Below are 16233 nucleotides of genomic sequence, written 5' to 3'. Positions count from 1 at the left end.
CGCGAGCCTGCGAGCGGTGGGGGGCACGGGGGTCCTCCATCAGCCCAGGGCCTGGTCGAGGTCGGCCAGCAGGTCGTCGACGTCCTCGATGCCCACCGACAGGCGCACCAGGTCGGCGGGCACCTCCAGCGGGGAGCCGGCGGCGCTGGCGTGGGTCATCCGGTGCGGGTGCTCGATGAGCGACTCCACCCCGCCGAGGGACTCGGCCAGGGTGAACACCCGCGCCCGCTCGCAGACCCGCAGCGCGGCCTCCTCCCCGGCCCGCAGCCGGAAGGACACCATCCCGCCGAACTGCGACATCTGCTTCGCCGCGATCTCGTGGTTGCGGTGCTCGGGCAGCCCCGGGTACAGCACGGCCGAGACCGCGGAGTGCTCCAGCAGCCACTCCGCGATGCGGCCGGCGTTGGCGCTGTGCCGGTCCATCCGGACGCCGAGGGTCTTGAGGCTGCGCAGCACCAGCCACGCGTCGAACGGGCCGTTGACCGCGCCCGCGGCGTTCTGCAGGTACGCCAGCCGCTCGCCGAGCTCGGCGTCGGAGACCACCAGCGCGCCGCCGACGACGTCGGAGTGCCCGCCCAGGTACTTGGTGGTCGAGTGGACGACGACGTCGGCGCCCAGGGTCAGCGGCTGCTGCAGGTAGGGGCTGGCGAAGGTGTTGTCGACGACCAGCAGCGTGCCGGCGGCGTGCGCGATCTCGGCGAGCGTGGCGATGTCGGCGATGTTCAGCAGCGGGTTGCTGGGCGTCTCGCACCACAGCACCCGGGTCGTCTCCGGGGCGACCGCCTCGCGGACGGCGTCCAGGTCGTTGAGGTCGACCGGGACGTGCCCGACGCCCCAGGGCTCCTGCACCTTGGAGATGAGCCGGTACGTGCCGCCGTAGGCGTCGCCGCCCAGCACGATCTGGTCGCCGGGCCGGCAGACGGTGCGCAGCAGGACGTCCTCGGCGGCCAGGCCCGAGGCGAACGTCATGGCGCGGCTGCCCTGCTCCAGCGAGGCCAGCGCCGTCTGCAGGGTGTCGCGGGTCGGGTTGGCGCTGCGGCTGTACTCGTAGCCGCCGCGCAGCCCGCCCACGCCGTCCTGCTTGTAGGTGGTGGTCAGGTGCATCGGCGGGATGACCGCCCCGGTCGCCGGGTCCGGCTCCTGGCCGGCGTGGATGGCGCGCGTGTTGAAACCGGTCATGAGGCGACCGTAGGCGGCAGGCCGACGAGGTGCCCGAGGACGTCCTGCCGGGTGACGACACCGGCGGGCTTGCCGTCGACGTGCACCAGCAGCGCGTCGGCGTCGCCCAGCGCGCTCACCGCGGCGGTGACGGGCTCACCGGAGCCGATGATCGGCAGCGGTGCGGACATGTGCCGCTCCACCGGGTCCGACAGCGTGGCCCGGCCGGAGAACAGGGCGTCGAGCAGCGTCTTCTCCGCGACCGAGCCGACCACCTCGCCGGCGGTGACCGGCGGCTCGGCCTTGACCACCGGGAGCTGGCTGACGCCGTACTCGCGGAGGATGTCGATCGCGTCGCGCACGGTCTCGGTGGGGTGGGTGTGCACCAGGGTCGGGGTGGTGCCCGACTTGGCGTCCAGCAGCTCGCCGACCGTCTCCCCGCCTGAGGCGGTGAGGAAGCCGTAGTCGGCCATCCACTCGTCGTTGAAGATCTTGTTCAGGTAGCCGCGGCCGCCGTCGGGCAGCAGCACGACCAGGACGTCGTCCTTCGTGAGCCGCTCGGCCACGCGCAGCGCCGCGACCACGGCCATCCCGCAGGAGCCGCCGACCAGCAGCCCCTCCTCGCGGGCCAGCCGCCGGGTCATGGCGAAGGAGTCGCCGTCGGAGACCGCGATGATCTCGTCGGCGATCGACTTGTCGTAGGCCTCGGGCCAGAAGTCCTCGCCCACGCCCTCGACCAGGTAGGGCCGGCCGGTGCCACCGGAGTAGACCGAGCCCTCGGGGTCGGCGCCGATGACCTGCACCCGGCCGCCGCTGGCCTCCTTGAGGTAGCGGCCGACGCCGGAGATCGTGCCGCCGGTGCCCGCGCCGGTGACGAAGTGCGTCACCTGCCCCTCGGTCTGCGCCCAGATCTCCGGACCGGTGGTCTCGTAGTGCGACCGCGGGTTGTCCGGGTTGGCGTACTGGTCGGCCTTCCAGCCGCCGGGGGTCTCCCGGGCCAGCCGGTCGGAGACCGAGTAGTAGGAGCGCGGGTCGCTCGGGTCGACGGCGGTGGGGCAGACGTGCACCTCGGCGCCGTAGGCCCGCAGCACGTTGATCTTCTCCTGGCCCACCTTGTCCGGGCAGACGAAGACGCACTGGTAGCCCCGGGTCTGGGCCACCAGCGCCAGCCCGATCCCGGTGTTGCCGCTGGTCGGCTCGATGATCGTGCCGCCCGGCCGCAGGGCGCCGGAGGCCTCGGCCGCCTCGACCATGCGCAGGGCGATCCGGTCCTTCACCGAGCCGCCCGGGTTGAGGTACTCGACCTTGGCCAGCACCAGGGGTGCGTCCGGGCCCAGGTGGGCGGTGACCGACCGCAGCCGCACCAGGGGGGTGTCACCGATGAGCTCGATGACGGACTCGGCGTACTGCACGCAGGCCTCCTCGACACCGGGCGCGGCCGGTTGCCGCTGCCCGTGCACCCATCCCACCAGACGGGGACGGCGCAGCGGCCGGCGCCGCCCTGGACAGGCCGGTTGTGGTCGATCGTGTCCAGCGGCACGATGATCGACGGCGAGGTGCCGTTTATCCTCGTCGGTGCCCGGAACTCGATCGGGCACGCGGGACGTCGAAATCACGGCGCATCCGCCGTGGTCTGAGGAGTGACGTACTGCCATGTCCGCCGCTGCCCTGGGGGCGCTGCACGAGCGCCTCGCTGGTGTCGTCCTCGTCGGACGTGAGCTGCCCGACGTGCTCACCGAGATCGTCCGCATCTCCCGCAGCGTCATGCCCGGCGCCGACGCCACCTCGATCACGCTGATCCGGGACGACCGCGCCTACACCGCCGCGTTCGACGGGCAGATCGCCCTCGACGCCGACGAGCTGCAGTACGAGCGCGGCTACGGCCCCTGCCTGGACGCCGGCCGCGCCGGGGAGATCTTCGTCGTCGAGGACATGGCTGCCGAGCAGCGCTGGCCCGACTACGCGGTGCACGCCGCCGAGCGGGGCGTCGGCAGCTCGCTGTCGGTACCGCTGCCCTTCCAGGGGGCGACGATCGGTGCGCTGAACAACTACGCCGTCCGGCCGCGGGCCTTCGGCGAGGCCGACATCGCCCTCGGCGAGGAGGTGGCGGCGTTCGTCGCGATCGCGGTGGGCAACGCCGAGGCCGCCGCGCGGGCCAGCGACGACGTGCTCAACATGCGCCGGGCGATGGCCTCCCGCGGGGTCATCGAGCAGGCCAAGGGCATCCTGATGGAGCGCTACAAGATCACCGCCGAGCAGGCGTTCACGCTGCTCACCCACGCCTCGCAACGCAACAACGTCAAGCTGCGTGACGTCGCCGAGGAGCTGACCACCACCGGCGTGCTCAACGGCGCCTGAGCGCCGGACCTCGCGCGGCGCCCGCCGGGTGCAGGATCAGCGGATGACGTCCCGCCCGTCCGACCCCGTCGTCGTGGGCGCCGACCTCGGCACCAGCGGGCTCAAGCTCGCGGCCCTGGACGACGCCGGAGCCGTGGTCGCCGAGAGCGAGGCGGCCTACGGCGTCGACCGTCCTCGTCCGGGCTGGGCGCAGACCGACGTCGCGGTCTGGCTGCGCGCCCTGGACGACGCCGCTGCCGAGCTGGGCCGCCGGCTCGCGGGCCGGCCGGTCGGCGCGCTCGGGCTGTCGGGCCAGATGCACGGCGCCGTCCTGGCCGACACGACCGGGGCGGCGCTGGCGCCGGCGCTGCTGTGGCCCGACCAGCGGGCGGCCGCCGAGCTGCGGCGGTGGCGGGAGCTGCCCGCCGGCGACCGGGCCGCGCTGGCCAACCCGCTGGCGGCCGGCATGACCGGGCCGCTGCTGGCCTGGCTCACCGCGCACGAGCCCGGGCTGCTCGCCGCTGCGGCCACGGTGCTGCTGCCCAAGGACGCCGTGCGTGCCGCTCTGGTGCCCGGTGCCGACCCGGCGGTGACCGACCGCAGCGACGCCTCGGCCACGCTGCTGTGGGACGTCCCCGGTGACCGCTGGTCGGCCGCCGCGACCGCGGCCGCCGGCATCGACCCGGGCCTGCTGCCCGCGGTCCGGCCGGGGCACGAGGTCGTGGGCACCACGGGCCTGCTCGGCGGCGACACCCCGGTCGTGGTGGGCGGCGCGGACACCCCGCTGGCGCTCTTGGCCGCCGGTACCGGCACCGGGGTCCAGGTGAACCTCGGGTCCGGTGCGCAGCTGCTGCGGCCGGGGGTGCACCCCGCCCCGGCCGCCGACCCCGTCGTCCACTGCTTCGCCGACGCCGGGGACGGCTGGTACGCCATGGCCGCGCTGCAGAACGCCGGCACCGCGTGGGACTGGGTGCGTGGTGTGCTCGGGCTCGACTGGGCCGGGCTGGCCGGCAGCCTGACGGCGTCCCCGCTGGGGGCCGGCGGCGTCTCGTTCGTCCCGTTCCTCACCGGCGAGCGCGGCGGGGTGGCCGGCCCGGGGGCGCGGGGGAGCTGGACGGGGCTCTCGGCCGACACCACCCGCGCCGACCTGGCCCGGGCGGCGCTGGAGGGCGTGGCCTGCGCGGTCGCGGTCGCCCTCGACCTGCTGGCCCCGGTGGACGGCGAGCTGGTCGTGCTCACCGGCGGCGGGGCCCGTGAGCCCGCGGTGCAGCAGCTGCTGGCCGACGTCCTGGGCCGGCCGGTGCAGCACGTGCAGGTGCGCAGCGCCTCGGCCGCGGGGGCCGCGGTGCTCGCCGCCCGCGGGGTGGGGCGGGAGCTGGTGCCGCAGCGGGTCGTGGACCCGGTGGTCGAGCCACGGCAGCCGGCCGCGGCGGTCGCCGTCCGGGAGCGGTGGGCCGCGGCGACCTGAGCTCACCGAGCGGAACGACTCCGCGGCTGTCACCGTTGACATCGACGAGCGGAGCCCGTACGGGGCTCGCCGGAGCAGAGGGGGTGGACGCGTCGTGGCGTCGCTGTTGAACAAGGTCATCCAGTTCGCGAACAGCCCGAAGGGCAAGCAGGTCATCCGTCAGGCGACGGACAAGGCCCAGACGTTCGCCAAGGACCCCAAGAACCGGGCCAAGATCGAGGACGTGCGCCGGCGCATCCAGGGCGGCCGCGGGAACGGGTCCGGCCCGGTCCGCTGACCGGTCGCGCTACACCGACGGCGCTCGCCCCTCGCGGGGGGCGAGCGCCGTCAGCACGTCGGGGTGCAGGACGCCGTTGCTGGCCACCGCGCTGCCACCGGCCGGGCCGGGCGCGCCGCCGAGGTCGGTGAAGGCGCCGCCCGCCTCGCGCACGATGACGTCGAGCGCGGCGAGGTCCCACAGCGAGACCTCGGGCTCGCAGGCCACGTCGACGGCGCCCTCGGCGACCATCATGTAGCTCCAGAAGTCGCCGTAGGCGCGGGTGCGCCACACCTGACGGGTCAGGTCGAGGAACGGGTCGAGCAGGCCACGCTCCTCCCACCCGGACAGCGACGAGTAGGACAGGCTCGCGTCGGCGAGGTCGCCCACCGCCGACACGGTGCACCGCGTCGCGTTCTCCAGCCGGCGGCCGGTCCAGGCGCCGGTGCCCGCCGCCGCCCACCAGCGCCGGTTGAGCGCGGGGGCCGAGACCAGCCCGACCACCGGGACGTCGCCCTCCAGCAGGCTGATCAGCGTGGCCCACACCGGGACGCCGCGGACGAAGTTCTTCGTGCCGTCGATCGGGTCGATGACCCAGCGGCGGTCGCCGCGCCCCGTGCTGCCGAACTCCTCACCGAGCACGGCGTCGCGGGTGCGCGCGCGGGACAGCGTGGTGCGCAGCTGCTCCTCGACCCGGTGGTCGGCGTCGGTGACCGGGGTGAGGTCGGGCTTGGTGTCGACCTGCAGGTCCTGGGCCCGGAACCTGTCCAGGCTGATCGCGTCGGCCTGGTCGGCCAGCACGTGCGCCAGGCGCATGTCCTCGTTGTAGCCCCGCGCGCCAGCCGTCATGGCAGCGAACCTATCGGGCGGGGCGCGACGACCCCGCCCGACGAGCTGGTTCAGTCCTTGAAGACGGCCTTGCTGACGGCCGCGGGGGTGTCGTACTCCTGGTCGTCGATGCCCTGGAGGGCCTCGATGACGTCGTCGCCACCGCCCTGGGACCGGGCGTGCTGCACCACGTCGTCCCGCTTGGCGGGGTACTCGATGCCGGACAGGGCCTTCTGGATGTCGATCGGGCTCACCATGCCCCGGCCCTACCCCGCCGCGGGCCTGCCGAGTCCCCGCCCCGGGCCCGGATACCGTCGGGGCATGGAGGCCGGGACGATCGTCGGGCTGCTGGCCGATCCGGTGCGGCTGAAGGTGGTGGCCGCCCTCGCGCTGGGCGCGGCCACGATCGAGGACGTCGCCCGGGCCGCGGACCTGTCGTTGAAGGACGTCGCACTCGCCGCCCGCCGGCTGGCCCGCGCGGGGCTGGTCGACCGCGACGGGCACGCGCTGGCGCTGCACACCGAGCGGTTCGCTGCGGCCGCCCGCGCCGCCGCGGCCAGCGCGCCGGCACCGGAGCCGCTGTCGGGGGACCCCGGCCAGGACGCCGTGCTGCGCGCCTTCCTCCGCGACGGCCGGCTGGTGTCGATCCCGGCGCAGCGCGCCAAGCGGCTGGTCGTGCTCGAGCACCTCGTGCACGTCTTCGAGCCCGGCGTCCGGTACCCCGAGCGGGAGGTCAACGCGCTGCTCGCGGCCTGGCACCCCGACGTGGCCGCGCTGCGCCGGTACCTGGTCGACGAGGGCCTGCTCAGCCGCGACGCCGGCCTCTACTGGCGCAGCGGTGGCTACGTGGAGGTCTGAGGGAGGACCCCGTTGCCCGCCACGACTCGCGAGCTCGTCGCGGGTCCCGCAACGGGGCCGAGCGGCCTTCGGCCGCTAGTGGCCGGGGCCGAGCTGACCGACGGCGGCGAGGAGGCGGCGGAAGCTGGCCAGGCGCTCCTGCCGGGCGGGCGGCCCGGCGGCGGCCCACGGGTCGAGCGCGCAGCCGGGGTCCTCGGCGGTGTGCCCGCACAGCGGCGGGCAGTCGACCGCGGCCTCGGCGAGGTCGTCGAAGGCGGCGAGGACGTCGCGGGCCGTGACGTGCGCCAGCCCGAAGGACCGGATGCCGGGGGTGTCGATGAGGGTGCCGCCGCCGGGCAGGTCGAGCAGTACCGCCGAGGACGACGTGTGCCGGCCCTTGCCGATCTTGCTCACGTCACCGGTGGCCCGGAACGCGCCGGGCACCAGCCGGTTGAACAGCGTCGACTTGCCCACGCCGGACTGCCCGACCAGCACGCTGGTCCGGTCGCGGAGCCGGGCGACCAGGTCGTCCAGCGGCGCCTCGGGCGACATCGGCACCGCGTCGACGTCCAGGCCGGCGTAGCGGTCCAGCAGCGGCTGGGCGCTGGCGAGGTCGTTCTTGGTGAGCACCAGCAGCGGCTCGAGCCCGCCGGCGTAGGCGGCGACCAGGCACCGGTCGAGGAACCCCAGCGCGGGCTCGGGGTCGGCGATCGAGGTGACGACCACGAGCTGGTCGGCGTTGGCGACCACGATGCGCTCGGTGGGGTCGGTGTCGTCGGCGGTGCGGCGCAGCGAGGTGACCCGGTCGGCGATGGTGACGATCCGGGCCAGGCTGTCGGTGCGCCCGGAGGTGTCGCCCACCAGCCGCACCCGGTCACCGACGACCACGCCGTGCTTGCCCAGCTCGCGGGCGCGCATCGCCGTCACCTCGACCGGGGCGCCGTCGGGGCCCTGCACCCGCACGGTCATCCGGCCGCGGTCGACGGCGACCACCAGCCCGGGCACCGCCTCCTCGTGCGCCGGCCGGGTGCGGGTGCGTGGGCGCGAACCGTGCCGGGACGCCCGGACGCGGACGTCGTCCTCGTCGGAGCGGCTGTCCATCCGCCGCCCGCTCACGACACGACCCCGGGCAGGCCCGCCCCGACCAGGGCGGCCCAGCGGTCGGTGAAGTCGGGCAGCGTCTTGGCCACCGCCCCGGGGTCGGTGACCTCGATGCCGTCGACCGCCAGCGCGAGCAGCGCGGCGGCGTGCACCATCCGGTGGTCGGCGTAGGAGTCCAGCCGGGCCGCCCGGCGCGGGCCCGGGGTGACGACCAGCCCGTCGGGCAGCTGCTCGACCGAGGCGCCCACCGCGGTCAGCACCTCGTCGAGGGCCTGCAGCCGGTCGGTCTCGTGGCCGCGCAGGTGCGCGATGCCGGTCAGCCGGGACGGGCCGTCGGCCAGGGCGCACAGCGCGGCCAGTACCGGGGTCAGCTCACCGACCTCGCCGAGGTCGGCGTCCAGCGGGGCGATCCGGTCGCCCCCGGTGACCTGGAGCCCGGCGTCGGTGCGGACGACGTCGGCGCCCATCGCGGTGAGCAGCCGGTCCAGCTGCGCGCCGGGCTGGGTGGTGTCGGTGGGCCAGTCGCGCACGGTGACCCGGCCGCCGGTGACCAGCGCAGCGGCGAGGAACGGGGCGGCGTTGGACAGGTCGGGCTCGACGACCCGGTCCAGCGGGGCGATCGGCCCGGGGGCCACCCGCCAGCCGCCGTCGGTGGCCGTGACCTGGACCCCGTGCTCGGCCAGCGTGCGCACGGTCATCTCCACGTGCGGGAGCGAGGGCAGGCTGCCGGCCACGGTGAGCGCGACGCCCTCGTCGAAGCGGGCCGCGGCCAGCAGCAGGCCGGAGACGACCTGGCTGGACTCGCTCGCGTCGACGGTGACCGCACCGCCGCGCACCGACCCGGTGCCGTGCACGGTGAACGGCGCCCGCCCGCGGCCCTCGTCGTCGATGCGCACGCCGAGGTCGCGCAGGCCGGTGATCAGCCCGGCGTTGGGGCGGTCGCGCAGCCGGGGGTCGCCGTCGAGCCGGACGGGCCCGGTGGCCAGCGCGGCGACCGGAGGCAGGAAGCGCAGCACGGTGCCGGCCAGCCCGGCGTCGACCTCCGCCGGCCCGCGCAGCTCGCCGGGGGTGACCAGCCAGTCGGCGCCGTCCTCGGTGACCTGGACGCCGAGGGCGCGGAGGGCGGCGGCCATCAGGTCGGTGTCGCGGGCCCGCAGCGGGCGCACCAGGCGGCTCGGGCCGGCAGCGATCGCGGCCAGGACCAGGGCGCGGGCGGTGAGCGACTTGGAGCCGGGCAGGGTGACCACCGCGTCCACCGGGGTGCGGCGCGACGGGGGTGCCCAGACCTCGACCATGGGCCTCATCCTGCCCTGTCCGCCCCGGCCCGGAACGCGTCGACCACGGCGGCGACCCGCCGCTGCCGGGTCGCCTCGGCCTTCGCCCCCTCGACCGCCAGCACGTGCCGGCGCCGGGCGCTGGGGGACAGCTCGTCGAAGCGGGCCCGGGCGCCCGGCTCGGCGTCCAGGGCCGCGGCCAGGTCGGCGGGCACCTCGACCGCACGCGGGGCGTCGTCCAGCTCGACGTCGACCTCGACGGCGTCACCGGCCGCCAGCCCCGCCGCCGCCCGGTTCTGCGCGCTCAGCGGCAGCAGGTACCGCCCGCCCATCGCGGCGATCGTGCTGCGGTAGGTGTGCCCCCCGACGGTGACGGTGACCGGGGGCCGCCTCCCGGCGCCGAGTGCCTCGACGACCTCGGGCGGGACGGCCATGCCGGTGGCGGTCTTCCCGCCCAGCTCGACGGTGCTGGAGAACCTCATGGCCGGACAGGATGGCAGCTCCCCGGGCCGTCCGGGCCGCTCCCGTCGGTGGTCGCCCCTACGCTCGGAGCCGGGCCGCCTGCGCCGGGGCGGCCCGGGGAGGAGCCGTCATGTGTGGTCGGTACGCCGCCAGCCGCCGTCCGGAGGACCTGGTGGTCGAGTTCGAGGCCGTCGTCGCCGAGGGGCAGACGCCGCTGCCGGCCGACCACAACGTGGCGCCCACCAAGGACGTGTACGTCGTGCGGCAGAAGAGGGAGCGGGACGCCGAGGGCGCGCTCACCGGCGGCGCGCACCGCGAGCTGCGGGTCGTGCGCTGGGGGCTGGTGCCCTCCTGGGCCAAGGACGTCTCGATCGGCAACCGGATGCTCAACGCCCGGGTCGAGTCGCTGACCGAGAAGCCCGCCTTCCGCACCGCCGCGGCCACCCGCCGCTGCCTGGTCCCGGCCGACGGCTGGTACGAGTGGGCGCCCCGGCACGACGCCCCCGGCAAGCAGCCGTACTTCGTCACGCCGGAGGACGGCACGGGCCTGGCCTTCGCCGGCCTGTGGGAGGTCTGGGGCCGCGGCGACGACCGGCTCTACACGTGCACGGTGGTCACCGCGCCCGCCGTCGGCGCGCTGGCCGAGGTCCACCCGCGCATGCCCCTGGTGCTGCCGCCCGACCGCTGGGCGCCGTGGCTGGACCCGGCGCAGGAGGACGTCACGCAGGTGGCGGCACCCACCCCGCCGGAGTACGTCGAGCGGCTGGAGATCCGGCCGGTCGGCGCGGCCGTGGGCAACGTGGCCAACAACGGTCCCCAGCTCACCGCCCGCCAGGAGCAGGTCAGCGAGCCGGCCGACCAGCCGGCCCTCTTCTGACGTGGCGACGACGACCCCGCCCGGGCCGCCGGCCGCCGTCTCCCGCGCACTGCCCGACTGGATCGCCGCCGGCGTCACCTTCCTGGCCTCGGGAGCGGTGCTGGTGCTCGAGGTGGTCGGGCTCCGGCTCATCGCGCCCTACGTCGGCATCACCCTGCAGACCAACACGGCGATCATCGGCTTCGCGCTGGCCGCCATCGCGATCGGCGCCTGGGCCGGTGGTGCGGCCGCCGACCGCACCGACCCGCGCCGGCTGATCGCCCCGCTGCTGGTGGCCGGGGGTGCGCTGGTGGTCGCCGTCCTGCCGCTGGTGCGCTTCGCCGGCGAGCTGCTCACCGGCGCCGCCGCGGGCAACGTCCTGCTGCTGGCCGCCGTGGCGGTCGTCGTGCCGGCCGCGCTGCTGTCGGCCGTGCCGCCGATGGTGGTGGCGCTGCAGCTGGGCAGCCTCGCCGAGACCGGGTCGGTGGTCGGCCGGCTGTCGGGCATCGGCACGCTCGGCGGGATCGTGGCCACCTTCGCCACCGGCTTCCTGCTGGTCGCGGTGCTGCCCAGCAGCGTGATCCTGGTGGGCACCGGGCTGCTGGTCGTCCTGGTCGGGCTCGCGCTGGCGGTGCTGCTGCGCCGTCGCACGCCCGGGGTCGCCGCGCGGCTGCCGGCCGGGCTGCTCGTGCTCGCCGTCGCCGCGCCGGTGCTCGCCGCGGTCGCCCCGACCCCGTGCGAGCAGGAGACCTCCTACCACTGCGCCCGGGTCGAGACCGATCCCGAGCGCAGCAGCGGCCGGGTGCTGGTGCTCGACACCCTGCGGCACTCCTACGTCGACCTGGCCGACCCGACGTACCTGGAGTTCGAGTACGTCCAGGCCATCGCCTCGGTCACCGACGCCATGGCCCCGGCGGGCGCCCCGCTGTCGGCGCTGCACGTCGGCGGCGGGGGCGCGACCCTGCCGCGGTACCTGGTGGAGGTGCGGCCGGGCACGGTGGGCCGGGTGCTGGAGGTCGACCCCGGCGTCGTCGACGTCGACGAGCAGGAGCTGGGGCTGCGCACCTCGCCCGAGCTGCAGGTGCAGGTCGGTGACGCCCGGGTGGCGCTGGGGTCGGAGCCGGCCGGCACCCGCGACCTGGTGGTGGGCGACGCCTTCGGCGGCCTGTCCGTCCCGTGGCAGCTGACCACCACCGAGGCGCTGCAGCTGGTCGACGACGCGCTCACCGACGACGGCGTCTACGCGGTCAACCTCATCGACCACCCGCCGCTGGACTTCGTGCGGGCCGAGCTCGCGACCCTGCGGTCGGTCTTCCCCGAGGTGCTGCTGCTGGCCCGCGCCCCGGTGCTGGCCGGCGAGGACGGCGGCAACGTCGTCGCCGTGGCGTCCCGGCGCCCGCTGCCGGCCGAGGCGATCGCCGCGGCGATGGCCGACCGCGGGCTGGCCTGGCAGGTCGCCGCGGGGGAGCAGCTCACCGCGTTCGTCGGCGACGCCGCCGTCCTCACCGACGACTTCGCCCCGGTCGACCAGCTGCTCACCCCGTACGGCTAGACCTCGAGGAGGTCCGGCGGCGGACGTGCGGGGCGCAGGGGTCCGTCAGCGGGCGATCGGGGCGGTGCGGGCCCGGGTGAGCCGCACCAGGTCGGCCGGCGCCAGCTCCATCTGCAGGCCACGGCGGCCGGCGCTGACCAGCACGGTCCCCAGTCCCAGCGCGCTCTCGTCGACCACGGTGGGCAGCGCCTTGCGCTGGCCCAGCGGGCTGATCCCCCCGCGCACGTAGCCGGTGGCCCGTTCGGCGTCGGCGGGCTCGGCCATCGCGGCCTTGCGCCCGCCCGCCGCCGCGGCCAGCGCCTTGAGGTCCAGCGACCCGCTGACCGGGACGACGGCGACGGTGAGCGCGCCGTCCACCCGGGTGACCAGGGTCTTGAACAACCGCGCCGGGTCGACGCCCAGGGCCGCGGCGGCCACCGCGCCGTAGCCGTGCCCCTCCGCACTCATCGCCGGGTCGTACTCGTGCAGGACGCACGCCACGCCGGCTCCCTCCGCTGCCCGCACCGCAGGTGTCGCCGCCACGGCGCAGCAGCCTAGGGCCCCGGGGGAGCGCACCGGCGAGGGAGCGGCGGGGGCGGGAATCGACCCCGGGCGGGCGCCGTTGCACCGACCGTGAGCAGCACAGTCCCGGGCGCACCGGCGCGTACAGCGCGCGGGTCGTCGTCCGTCCGCCGTCCCCCCGGCCGACCCGGCCCCGCCCGGCTACGATCGACCGACGTGGTCGTCCGTTCCCGGGCGCCGCAGAGAGGACGGTCGGTGCCTGAGGAGCCCGCGGTCGACAGCCCCGCCACCACGGCGGCGCTGACCGACCAGACGCCCGAGCAGACCCCCGAGGCGCGCGCCGACGGCAGCCGCAGCGAGCTCGCCGAGACCCGCGCGCAGCGCGACGCCCGGTTCGAGCGCGACGCCCTGCCCTACCTGGACCAGCTGTACCCGGCGGCGCTGCGGATGACCCGCAACCCCTCCGACGCCGAGGACCTGGTGCAGGAGACGTTCGTCAAGGCCTACTCGGCCTTCCACCAGTTCGCCGAGGGCACGAACCTCAAGGCGTGGCTGTACCGGATCCTGACGAACACCTACATCAACAGCTACCGCAAGAAGCAGCGGCAGCCGCAGCAGTACCCGACCGAGCAGGTGCAGGACTGGCAGCTGTACGCCGCGGAGGAGCACACCTCCAGCGGGCTGCGGTCGGCGGAGATCGAGGCGCTGGACCACCTGCCCGACTCCGACATCAAGGAAGCGCTCCAGCAGCTGCCGGAGGACTTCCGTCTGGCGGTCTACCTCGCCGACGTCGAGGGGTTCGCCTACAAGGAGATCGCCGAGATCATGGGCACGCCCATCGGCACGGTGATGTCCCGCCTGCACCGCGGCCGTCGCGGTCTGCAGAAGCTGTTGGCCGACTACGCCCGGGAGCGCGGCTTCGTCCGTGCCGGGGCCGCGGAAGAGGCGACGCACTGATGGGCAACGACGCTCACGAGCTGCACGGTGACGAGATCACCTCGTGCGACGACGTCCTGTCGCACGTCTTCGAGTTCCTCGACAACGAGACCGGCCCCGAGCGCCGCGCGGTCATCGCCGAGCACCTCGAGGACTGCTCGCCGTGCCTGCGGCAGTTCGGCATCGAGCAGGAGTTCAAGGCCCTGGTCCGGCGCCGCTGCGGCGGCGACCCGACCCCGGTGGGCCTGCGCGACCGGATCAAGGTGCAGCTGACCACCGTCTCCTTCGAGGAGGACGGCACCCAGGTGCGCGTCGAGAAGACCAGCGTCGAGACGTTCAGCGTCGACCGCCCCACGGCCTGAGGGCCCCGGCGCCGAGGACCTGAGAGCCCCCTTGCCCCGCCGCGCGGCGGGACACGGGGGCTCTCCGGTTCAGGCGTTGGGGCGCTTGCCGTGGTTGGCGCCGCTCTTCTTGCGGGCGCGCCGCTTGCGTCCACGCTTGGACATCGCTGCCCTCCTCTCCTCAGTGGCCGCCGGACCCTGCGGCCCGGGAGCTGATCGACGGCCGCCGGGGGGTGCTGACGCACCCCGGACACGGCCCGGTTGACCCGCCCAGGGTCTCACGGGTGGCTGCGCCGCCCGGCGGTGGTGCGTCCCGGCCGTCCGTGCCGCCGCGCCCGCCCCCGGGTGCCTGGGGGAGGATGGCCGGGTCAGTGGGGAACGGGGGGACGACGTGGTCCAGGCAGTCGAGAGCGTGCTGGTGGCCGGCCGGGGGCCGATGGCCTGTGCGGTGATCCGGGCCTGCGGGCGGCTGGGCGTGAAGGCCGTGGCCGTGTACTCCGAGCCCGAGCGGGACGCCCGGCACGTGCGGCTGGCCGACGAGTCGGTCCTGCTGGGCCCCGCCCCGGCCGCACAGTCCTACCTCGACGTGCGCCGGCTGGTCGAGGCCGCCCGCCGCACCCGCGTGGACGCCGTCCTGCCGGTGCCCCCCGCCCTGGCCGGCAGCGCCCGGCTGGCGGCCGCGGTCGCCGACGCCGAGCTCACCTGGGTGGGGCCGCCCGCCGACGTCCTCGAGCGGCTCGGTGGCGACGGCGTGGAGCCGGCCAGCGAGCGCGGCTTCCTGGCCTGGGTCACCGCCGACGGGCTGCACCACGTCACCCCCGTGCTGCGCGACCGCGCCGGGGGCACCCCCCGGGTCTCCTGGACCCCCGCCGACGGGCTGGGGCCGCTGCCGCCGGCCGCGCGGCGGCTGCCGGAGATCGGCTGGCGCGGGCTGGTCACCGTGGGCATCGACCCCGACGGCGAGCTGGCCGAGGTGGCGGCCGGCTTCTCCCTGGACATGGCGGTGCTCGAGCGCGCCCACGGCGTGGACGCGGTCGAGCTGGCGCTGCGCAGCGCCTCCGGCCGGCCCGGGGAGCCGACGGTCCTGCCCGGCACCCCGCGCGCCGCCGTCGCGGTGCAGCTGCGCTCGACGCTCCCGCCCGGCACGGCCGGCCGGGTCACCGGGCGCCTGCCGGACATCCGCGCCCGCACCGGCCGCCGTCCGCTGCTGGGCCCGGAGGTCGTCGCCGACAGCGGCTACGAGCCCGGTGACCGGCTGGACGGCTGGTACGACGCCCTGCTGGCCACGGTGAGCGCCTCGGGCCCCAGCCCGGCGCGGGCCGCCGCGGCCGCCACCGACCTGCTCACCGGCCTGCCGGAGACCGGCGTCCCGCACGACGGGGCCGCGGTCTGCGGCGTGCTGCAGCGCATCGCGGGCGCGCTGGTGCCCGACTGCTGACCCGTCCCGTCCACCGCTGGGCGGGACGCGGTCGGTGACCGTGCTTTCATGTGCACTCCGCCGGGGTCCGGCGGGTCGAGGCGAGGAGGAGGCACCGGTGGCGGTCGAGGAGATCCACGCCGAGATGGTCTCCAGCGTGGTGACGGTGCTCGTGGCCCCCGGCACCGAGGTCGCCGCGGGCGACACGCTGGTGATCCTCGAGTCGATGAAGATGGAGATCCCGGTGCTCACCGAGCGGGCCGGCACCGTCGCCGAGCTGCACGTCACCGAGGGCGAGGTCCTCCAGGAGGGCGACCTCATCGCCACCGTCCAGCTCTGACGGCCCCGCCCGGGACGGTCCGGGCCCGGCTACAGCTCCAGGGCGTAGACGCGGAGGTCGACGCCGGGCCGCGGGGCCCAGTCGCGCTCCGGGAGCCGCTGGAAGCCCAGCCGCTCGTACAGCCGGTGGGCGGCGGTCATCAGCTCCCCGGTCGAGAGCACCATGCGCGCCCGGCCGGCCGCGCGGGCGCGGTCCAGGCACGTGCGCACCAGCGCCTCGCCCACGCCCCGTCCCCGGGCACCCGGGTCGACGGCCAGCATGCGGAACGCCGCCTCGTCCGGTGACCGGGTGACCTCACCGAAGTCCCCGGCGAGCACGAGCGCGACGCTGCCGACGATGCTCCCGCCGGCGTCCCGGGCCACGAGCAGCTCCGCGCGGTCGGCCCGGCCGGCCACGTCGGCGAGCTGGGGCACGTACTCGGGGGAGACGAGGTCCTCGCCCTCGTACACGCCGACGGTCAGCTCGGCGATCCGGGCGAAGTCCGCCGGGACGGCCCGGTCGATCGTCAGCGCTGGCACCACGCCCGCAGGCTAGTCGGCCCGGTGCAGGGCCCGGCCCGAGCCTGCGAG

At 75.9% G+C, this 16233-nt stretch carries 20 protein-coding genes; 10 read left to right on the top strand and 10 right to left on the bottom strand.

The window, feature by feature from the left end:
• Positions 1-39: 39 nt before the first annotated feature.
• Positions 40-1179: a cystathionine gamma-synthase gene (locus ACGBYP_RS06480; protein WP_411582450.1), complete on the bottom strand. Its 1140-nt coding sequence runs from the start codon at positions 1177-1179 to the stop codon at positions 40-42.
• The gene (locus ACGBYP_RS06475; protein WP_411582449.1) at positions 1176-2570 is read right to left on the bottom strand and encodes a cystathionine beta-synthase; all 1395 of its coding nucleotides are present in this window, start codon (positions 2568-2570) and stop codon (positions 1176-1178) included. The genes ACGBYP_RS06480 and ACGBYP_RS06475 overlap by 4 nt, the downstream gene beginning before the upstream one ends.
• A gap of 241 nt (positions 2571-2811) precedes the next feature.
• On the opposite strand from ACGBYP_RS06475, the gene ACGBYP_RS06470 reads away from it, so the two are divergent.
• From ACGBYP_RS06470 to ACGBYP_RS06460, 3 genes are all read left to right on the top strand, one after another.
• The gene (locus ACGBYP_RS06470) at positions 2812-3516 is read left to right on the top strand and encodes a GAF and ANTAR domain-containing protein (protein WP_411582448.1); all 705 of its coding nucleotides are present in this window, start codon (positions 2812-2814) and stop codon (positions 3514-3516) included.
• A gap of 43 nt (positions 3517-3559) precedes the next feature.
• The gene (locus ACGBYP_RS06465; RefSeq protein ID WP_411582447.1) at positions 3560-4963 is read left to right on the top strand and encodes an FGGY family carbohydrate kinase; all 1404 of its coding nucleotides are present in this window, start codon (positions 3560-3562) and stop codon (positions 4961-4963) included.
• 94 nt (positions 4964-5057) lie between these two features.
• Positions 5058-5240 carry a hypothetical protein gene (locus tag ACGBYP_RS06460; protein WP_237495811.1) on the top strand — a complete coding sequence of 61 codons (183 nt, stop codon included), beginning with the start codon at positions 5058-5060 and terminating at the stop codon, positions 5238-5240.
• A 9-nt stretch (positions 5241-5249) separates the two neighbouring features.
• On the opposite strand, the gene hisN is transcribed toward ACGBYP_RS06460, so the two are convergent.
• Together hisN and ACGBYP_RS06450 are read right to left on the bottom strand one after the other, a co-directional pair.
• Positions 5250-6068 carry a histidinol-phosphatase gene (hisN, locus tag ACGBYP_RS06455; protein WP_411582446.1) on the bottom strand — a complete coding sequence of 273 codons (819 nt, stop codon included), beginning with the start codon at positions 6066-6068 and terminating at the stop codon, positions 5250-5252.
• A 50-nt stretch (positions 6069-6118) separates the two neighbouring features.
• Positions 6119-6304: a DUF2795 domain-containing protein gene (locus tag ACGBYP_RS06450; protein WP_411582445.1), complete on the bottom strand. Its 186-nt coding sequence runs from the start codon at positions 6302-6304 to the stop codon at positions 6119-6121.
• 64 nt (positions 6305-6368) lie between these two features.
• On the opposite strand from ACGBYP_RS06450, the gene ACGBYP_RS06445 reads away from it, so the two are divergent.
• A complete protein-coding gene (locus ACGBYP_RS06445) occupies positions 6369-6905 on the top strand; it encodes a DUF2087 domain-containing protein (protein WP_411582444.1) in 537 nt (178 codons plus the stop codon).
• 75 nt (positions 6906-6980) lie between these two features.
• Here the strand turns inward: ACGBYP_RS06445 and rsgA are convergent, their stop codons facing one another.
• From rsgA to ACGBYP_RS06430, 3 genes are read right to left on the bottom strand one after another with little or no spacing between them, the layout of a single operon-like run.
• Positions 6981-8000, bottom strand: coding sequence for a ribosome small subunit-dependent GTPase A (gene rsgA, locus ACGBYP_RS06440; RefSeq protein WP_411582443.1), 1020 nt, complete (start codon positions 7998-8000; stop codon positions 6981-6983).
• Positions 7997-9280 carry a 3-phosphoshikimate 1-carboxyvinyltransferase gene (gene aroA, locus ACGBYP_RS06435; RefSeq protein ID WP_411582442.1) on the bottom strand — a complete coding sequence of 428 codons (1284 nt, stop codon included), beginning with the start codon at positions 9278-9280 and terminating at the stop codon, positions 7997-7999. Before aroA ends, rsgA begins: the two co-directional genes overlap by 4 nt.
• Before the next feature lie 5 nt (positions 9281-9285).
• Positions 9286-9741 (bottom strand): YdeI/OmpD-associated family protein, encoded by a 456-nt coding sequence (locus ACGBYP_RS06430; protein ID WP_411582441.1) that lies wholly within the window; start codon positions 9739-9741, stop codon positions 9286-9288.
• Positions 9742-9851: 110 nt separating this feature from the next.
• Here ACGBYP_RS06430 and ACGBYP_RS06425 point away from each other — a divergent pair, with 110 nt between their 5' ends.
• Both ACGBYP_RS06425 and ACGBYP_RS06420 read left to right on the top strand, forming a co-directional pair.
• Positions 9852-10598 (top strand): SOS response-associated peptidase, encoded by a 747-nt coding sequence (locus ACGBYP_RS06425; protein ID WP_411582440.1) that lies wholly within the window; start codon positions 9852-9854, stop codon positions 10596-10598.
• A gap of 1 nt (position 10599) precedes the next feature.
• Positions 10600-12129: a fused MFS/spermidine synthase gene (locus tag ACGBYP_RS06420; protein WP_411582439.1), complete on the top strand. Its 1530-nt coding sequence runs from the start codon at positions 10600-10602 to the stop codon at positions 12127-12129.
• Positions 12130-12174: 45 nt separating this feature from the next.
• On the opposite strand, the gene ybaK is transcribed toward ACGBYP_RS06420, so the two are convergent.
• Complete coding sequence (ybaK, locus tag ACGBYP_RS06415) at positions 12175-12633, bottom strand: Cys-tRNA(Pro) deacylase (RefSeq protein WP_411583675.1); 459 nt, start codon at positions 12631-12633, stop codon at positions 12175-12177.
• Positions 12634-12885: 252 nt separating this feature from the next.
• Here ybaK and ACGBYP_RS06410 point away from each other — a divergent pair, with 252 nt between their 5' ends.
• A complete protein-coding gene (locus ACGBYP_RS06410; RefSeq protein ID WP_411582438.1) occupies positions 12886-13587 on the top strand; it encodes a sigma-70 family RNA polymerase sigma factor in 702 nt (233 codons plus the stop codon).
• The gene (gene rsrA / locus ACGBYP_RS06405; RefSeq protein ID WP_411582437.1) at positions 13587-13928 is read left to right on the top strand and encodes a mycothiol system anti-sigma-R factor; all 342 of its coding nucleotides are present in this window, start codon (positions 13587-13589) and stop codon (positions 13926-13928) included. Before ACGBYP_RS06410 ends, rsrA begins: the two co-directional genes overlap by 1 nt.
• Before the next feature lie 69 nt (positions 13929-13997).
• Here the strand turns inward: rsrA and ACGBYP_RS06400 are convergent, their stop codons facing one another.
• Positions 13998-14072: a 50S ribosomal protein bL37 gene (locus tag ACGBYP_RS06400; RefSeq protein WP_014742531.1), complete on the bottom strand. Its 75-nt coding sequence runs from the start codon at positions 14070-14072 to the stop codon at positions 13998-14000.
• Between the two features lie 226 nt (positions 14073-14298).
• Between ACGBYP_RS06400 and ACGBYP_RS06395 the strand changes: the two genes are divergently transcribed.
• Positions 14299-15345 (top strand): biotin carboxylase N-terminal domain-containing protein, encoded by a 1047-nt coding sequence (locus tag ACGBYP_RS06395; protein WP_411582436.1) that lies wholly within the window; start codon positions 14299-14301, stop codon positions 15343-15345.
• Between the two features lie 97 nt (positions 15346-15442).
• Positions 15443-15664 carry a biotin/lipoyl-binding carrier protein gene (locus ACGBYP_RS06390; RefSeq protein ID WP_411582435.1) on the top strand — a complete coding sequence of 74 codons (222 nt, stop codon included), beginning with the start codon at positions 15443-15445 and terminating at the stop codon, positions 15662-15664.
• Between the two features lie 29 nt (positions 15665-15693).
• Here ACGBYP_RS06390 and ACGBYP_RS06385 read toward each other — a convergent pair whose 3' ends face one another.
• A complete protein-coding gene (locus ACGBYP_RS06385; RefSeq protein WP_411582434.1) occupies positions 15694-16185 on the bottom strand; it encodes a GNAT family N-acetyltransferase in 492 nt (163 codons plus the stop codon).
• Positions 16186-16233: the final 48 nt, after the last annotated feature.

This window comes from Modestobacter sp. SSW1-42 (assembly GCF_046635825.1).
GTDB lineage: Bacteria > Actinomycetota > Actinomycetes > Mycobacteriales > Geodermatophilaceae > Modestobacter.
Note: the sequence above shows the minus strand (reverse complement) of the source record. Positions and strands in the feature narration are given on the sequence as shown.

What these genes read in the sequence shown, in the direction of transcription:
- hisN (WP_411582446.1), bottom strand. Translation starts at nt 6,068, where the DNA reads ATGACGGCTGGCGCGCGGGGCTACAACGAGGACATGCGCCTGGCGCAC.
- ACGBYP_RS06445 (WP_411582444.1), top strand. Translation starts at nt 6,369, where the DNA reads ATGGAGGCCGGGACGATCGTCGGGCTGCTGGCCGATCCGGTGCGGCTG.
- ACGBYP_RS06465 (WP_411582447.1), top strand. Translation starts at nt 3,560, where the DNA reads ATGACGTCCCGCCCGTCCGACCCCGTCGTCGTGGGCGCCGACCTCGGC.
- rsrA (WP_411582437.1), top strand. Translation starts at nt 13,587, where the DNA reads ATGGGCAACGACGCTCACGAGCTGCACGGTGACGAGATCACCTCGTGC.
- ACGBYP_RS06470 (WP_411582448.1), top strand. Translation starts at nt 2,812, where the DNA reads ATGTCCGCCGCTGCCCTGGGGGCGCTGCACGAGCGCCTCGCTGGTGTC.
- ACGBYP_RS06425 (WP_411582440.1), top strand. Translation starts at nt 9,852, where the DNA reads ATGTGTGGTCGGTACGCCGCCAGCCGCCGTCCGGAGGACCTGGTGGTC.
- ACGBYP_RS06450 (WP_411582445.1), bottom strand. Translation starts at nt 6,304, where the DNA reads ATGGTGAGCCCGATCGACATCCAGAAGGCCCTGTCCGGCATCGAGTAC.
- ACGBYP_RS06480 (WP_411582450.1), bottom strand. Translation starts at nt 1,179, where the DNA reads ATGACCGGTTTCAACACGCGCGCCATCCACGCCGGCCAGGAGCCGGAC.
- ACGBYP_RS06430 (WP_411582441.1), bottom strand. Translation starts at nt 9,741, where the DNA reads ATGAGGTTCTCCAGCACCGTCGAGCTGGGCGGGAAGACCGCCACCGGC.
- aroA (WP_411582442.1), bottom strand. Translation starts at nt 9,280, where the DNA reads ATGGTCGAGGTCTGGGCACCCCCGTCGCGCCGCACCCCGGTGGACGCG.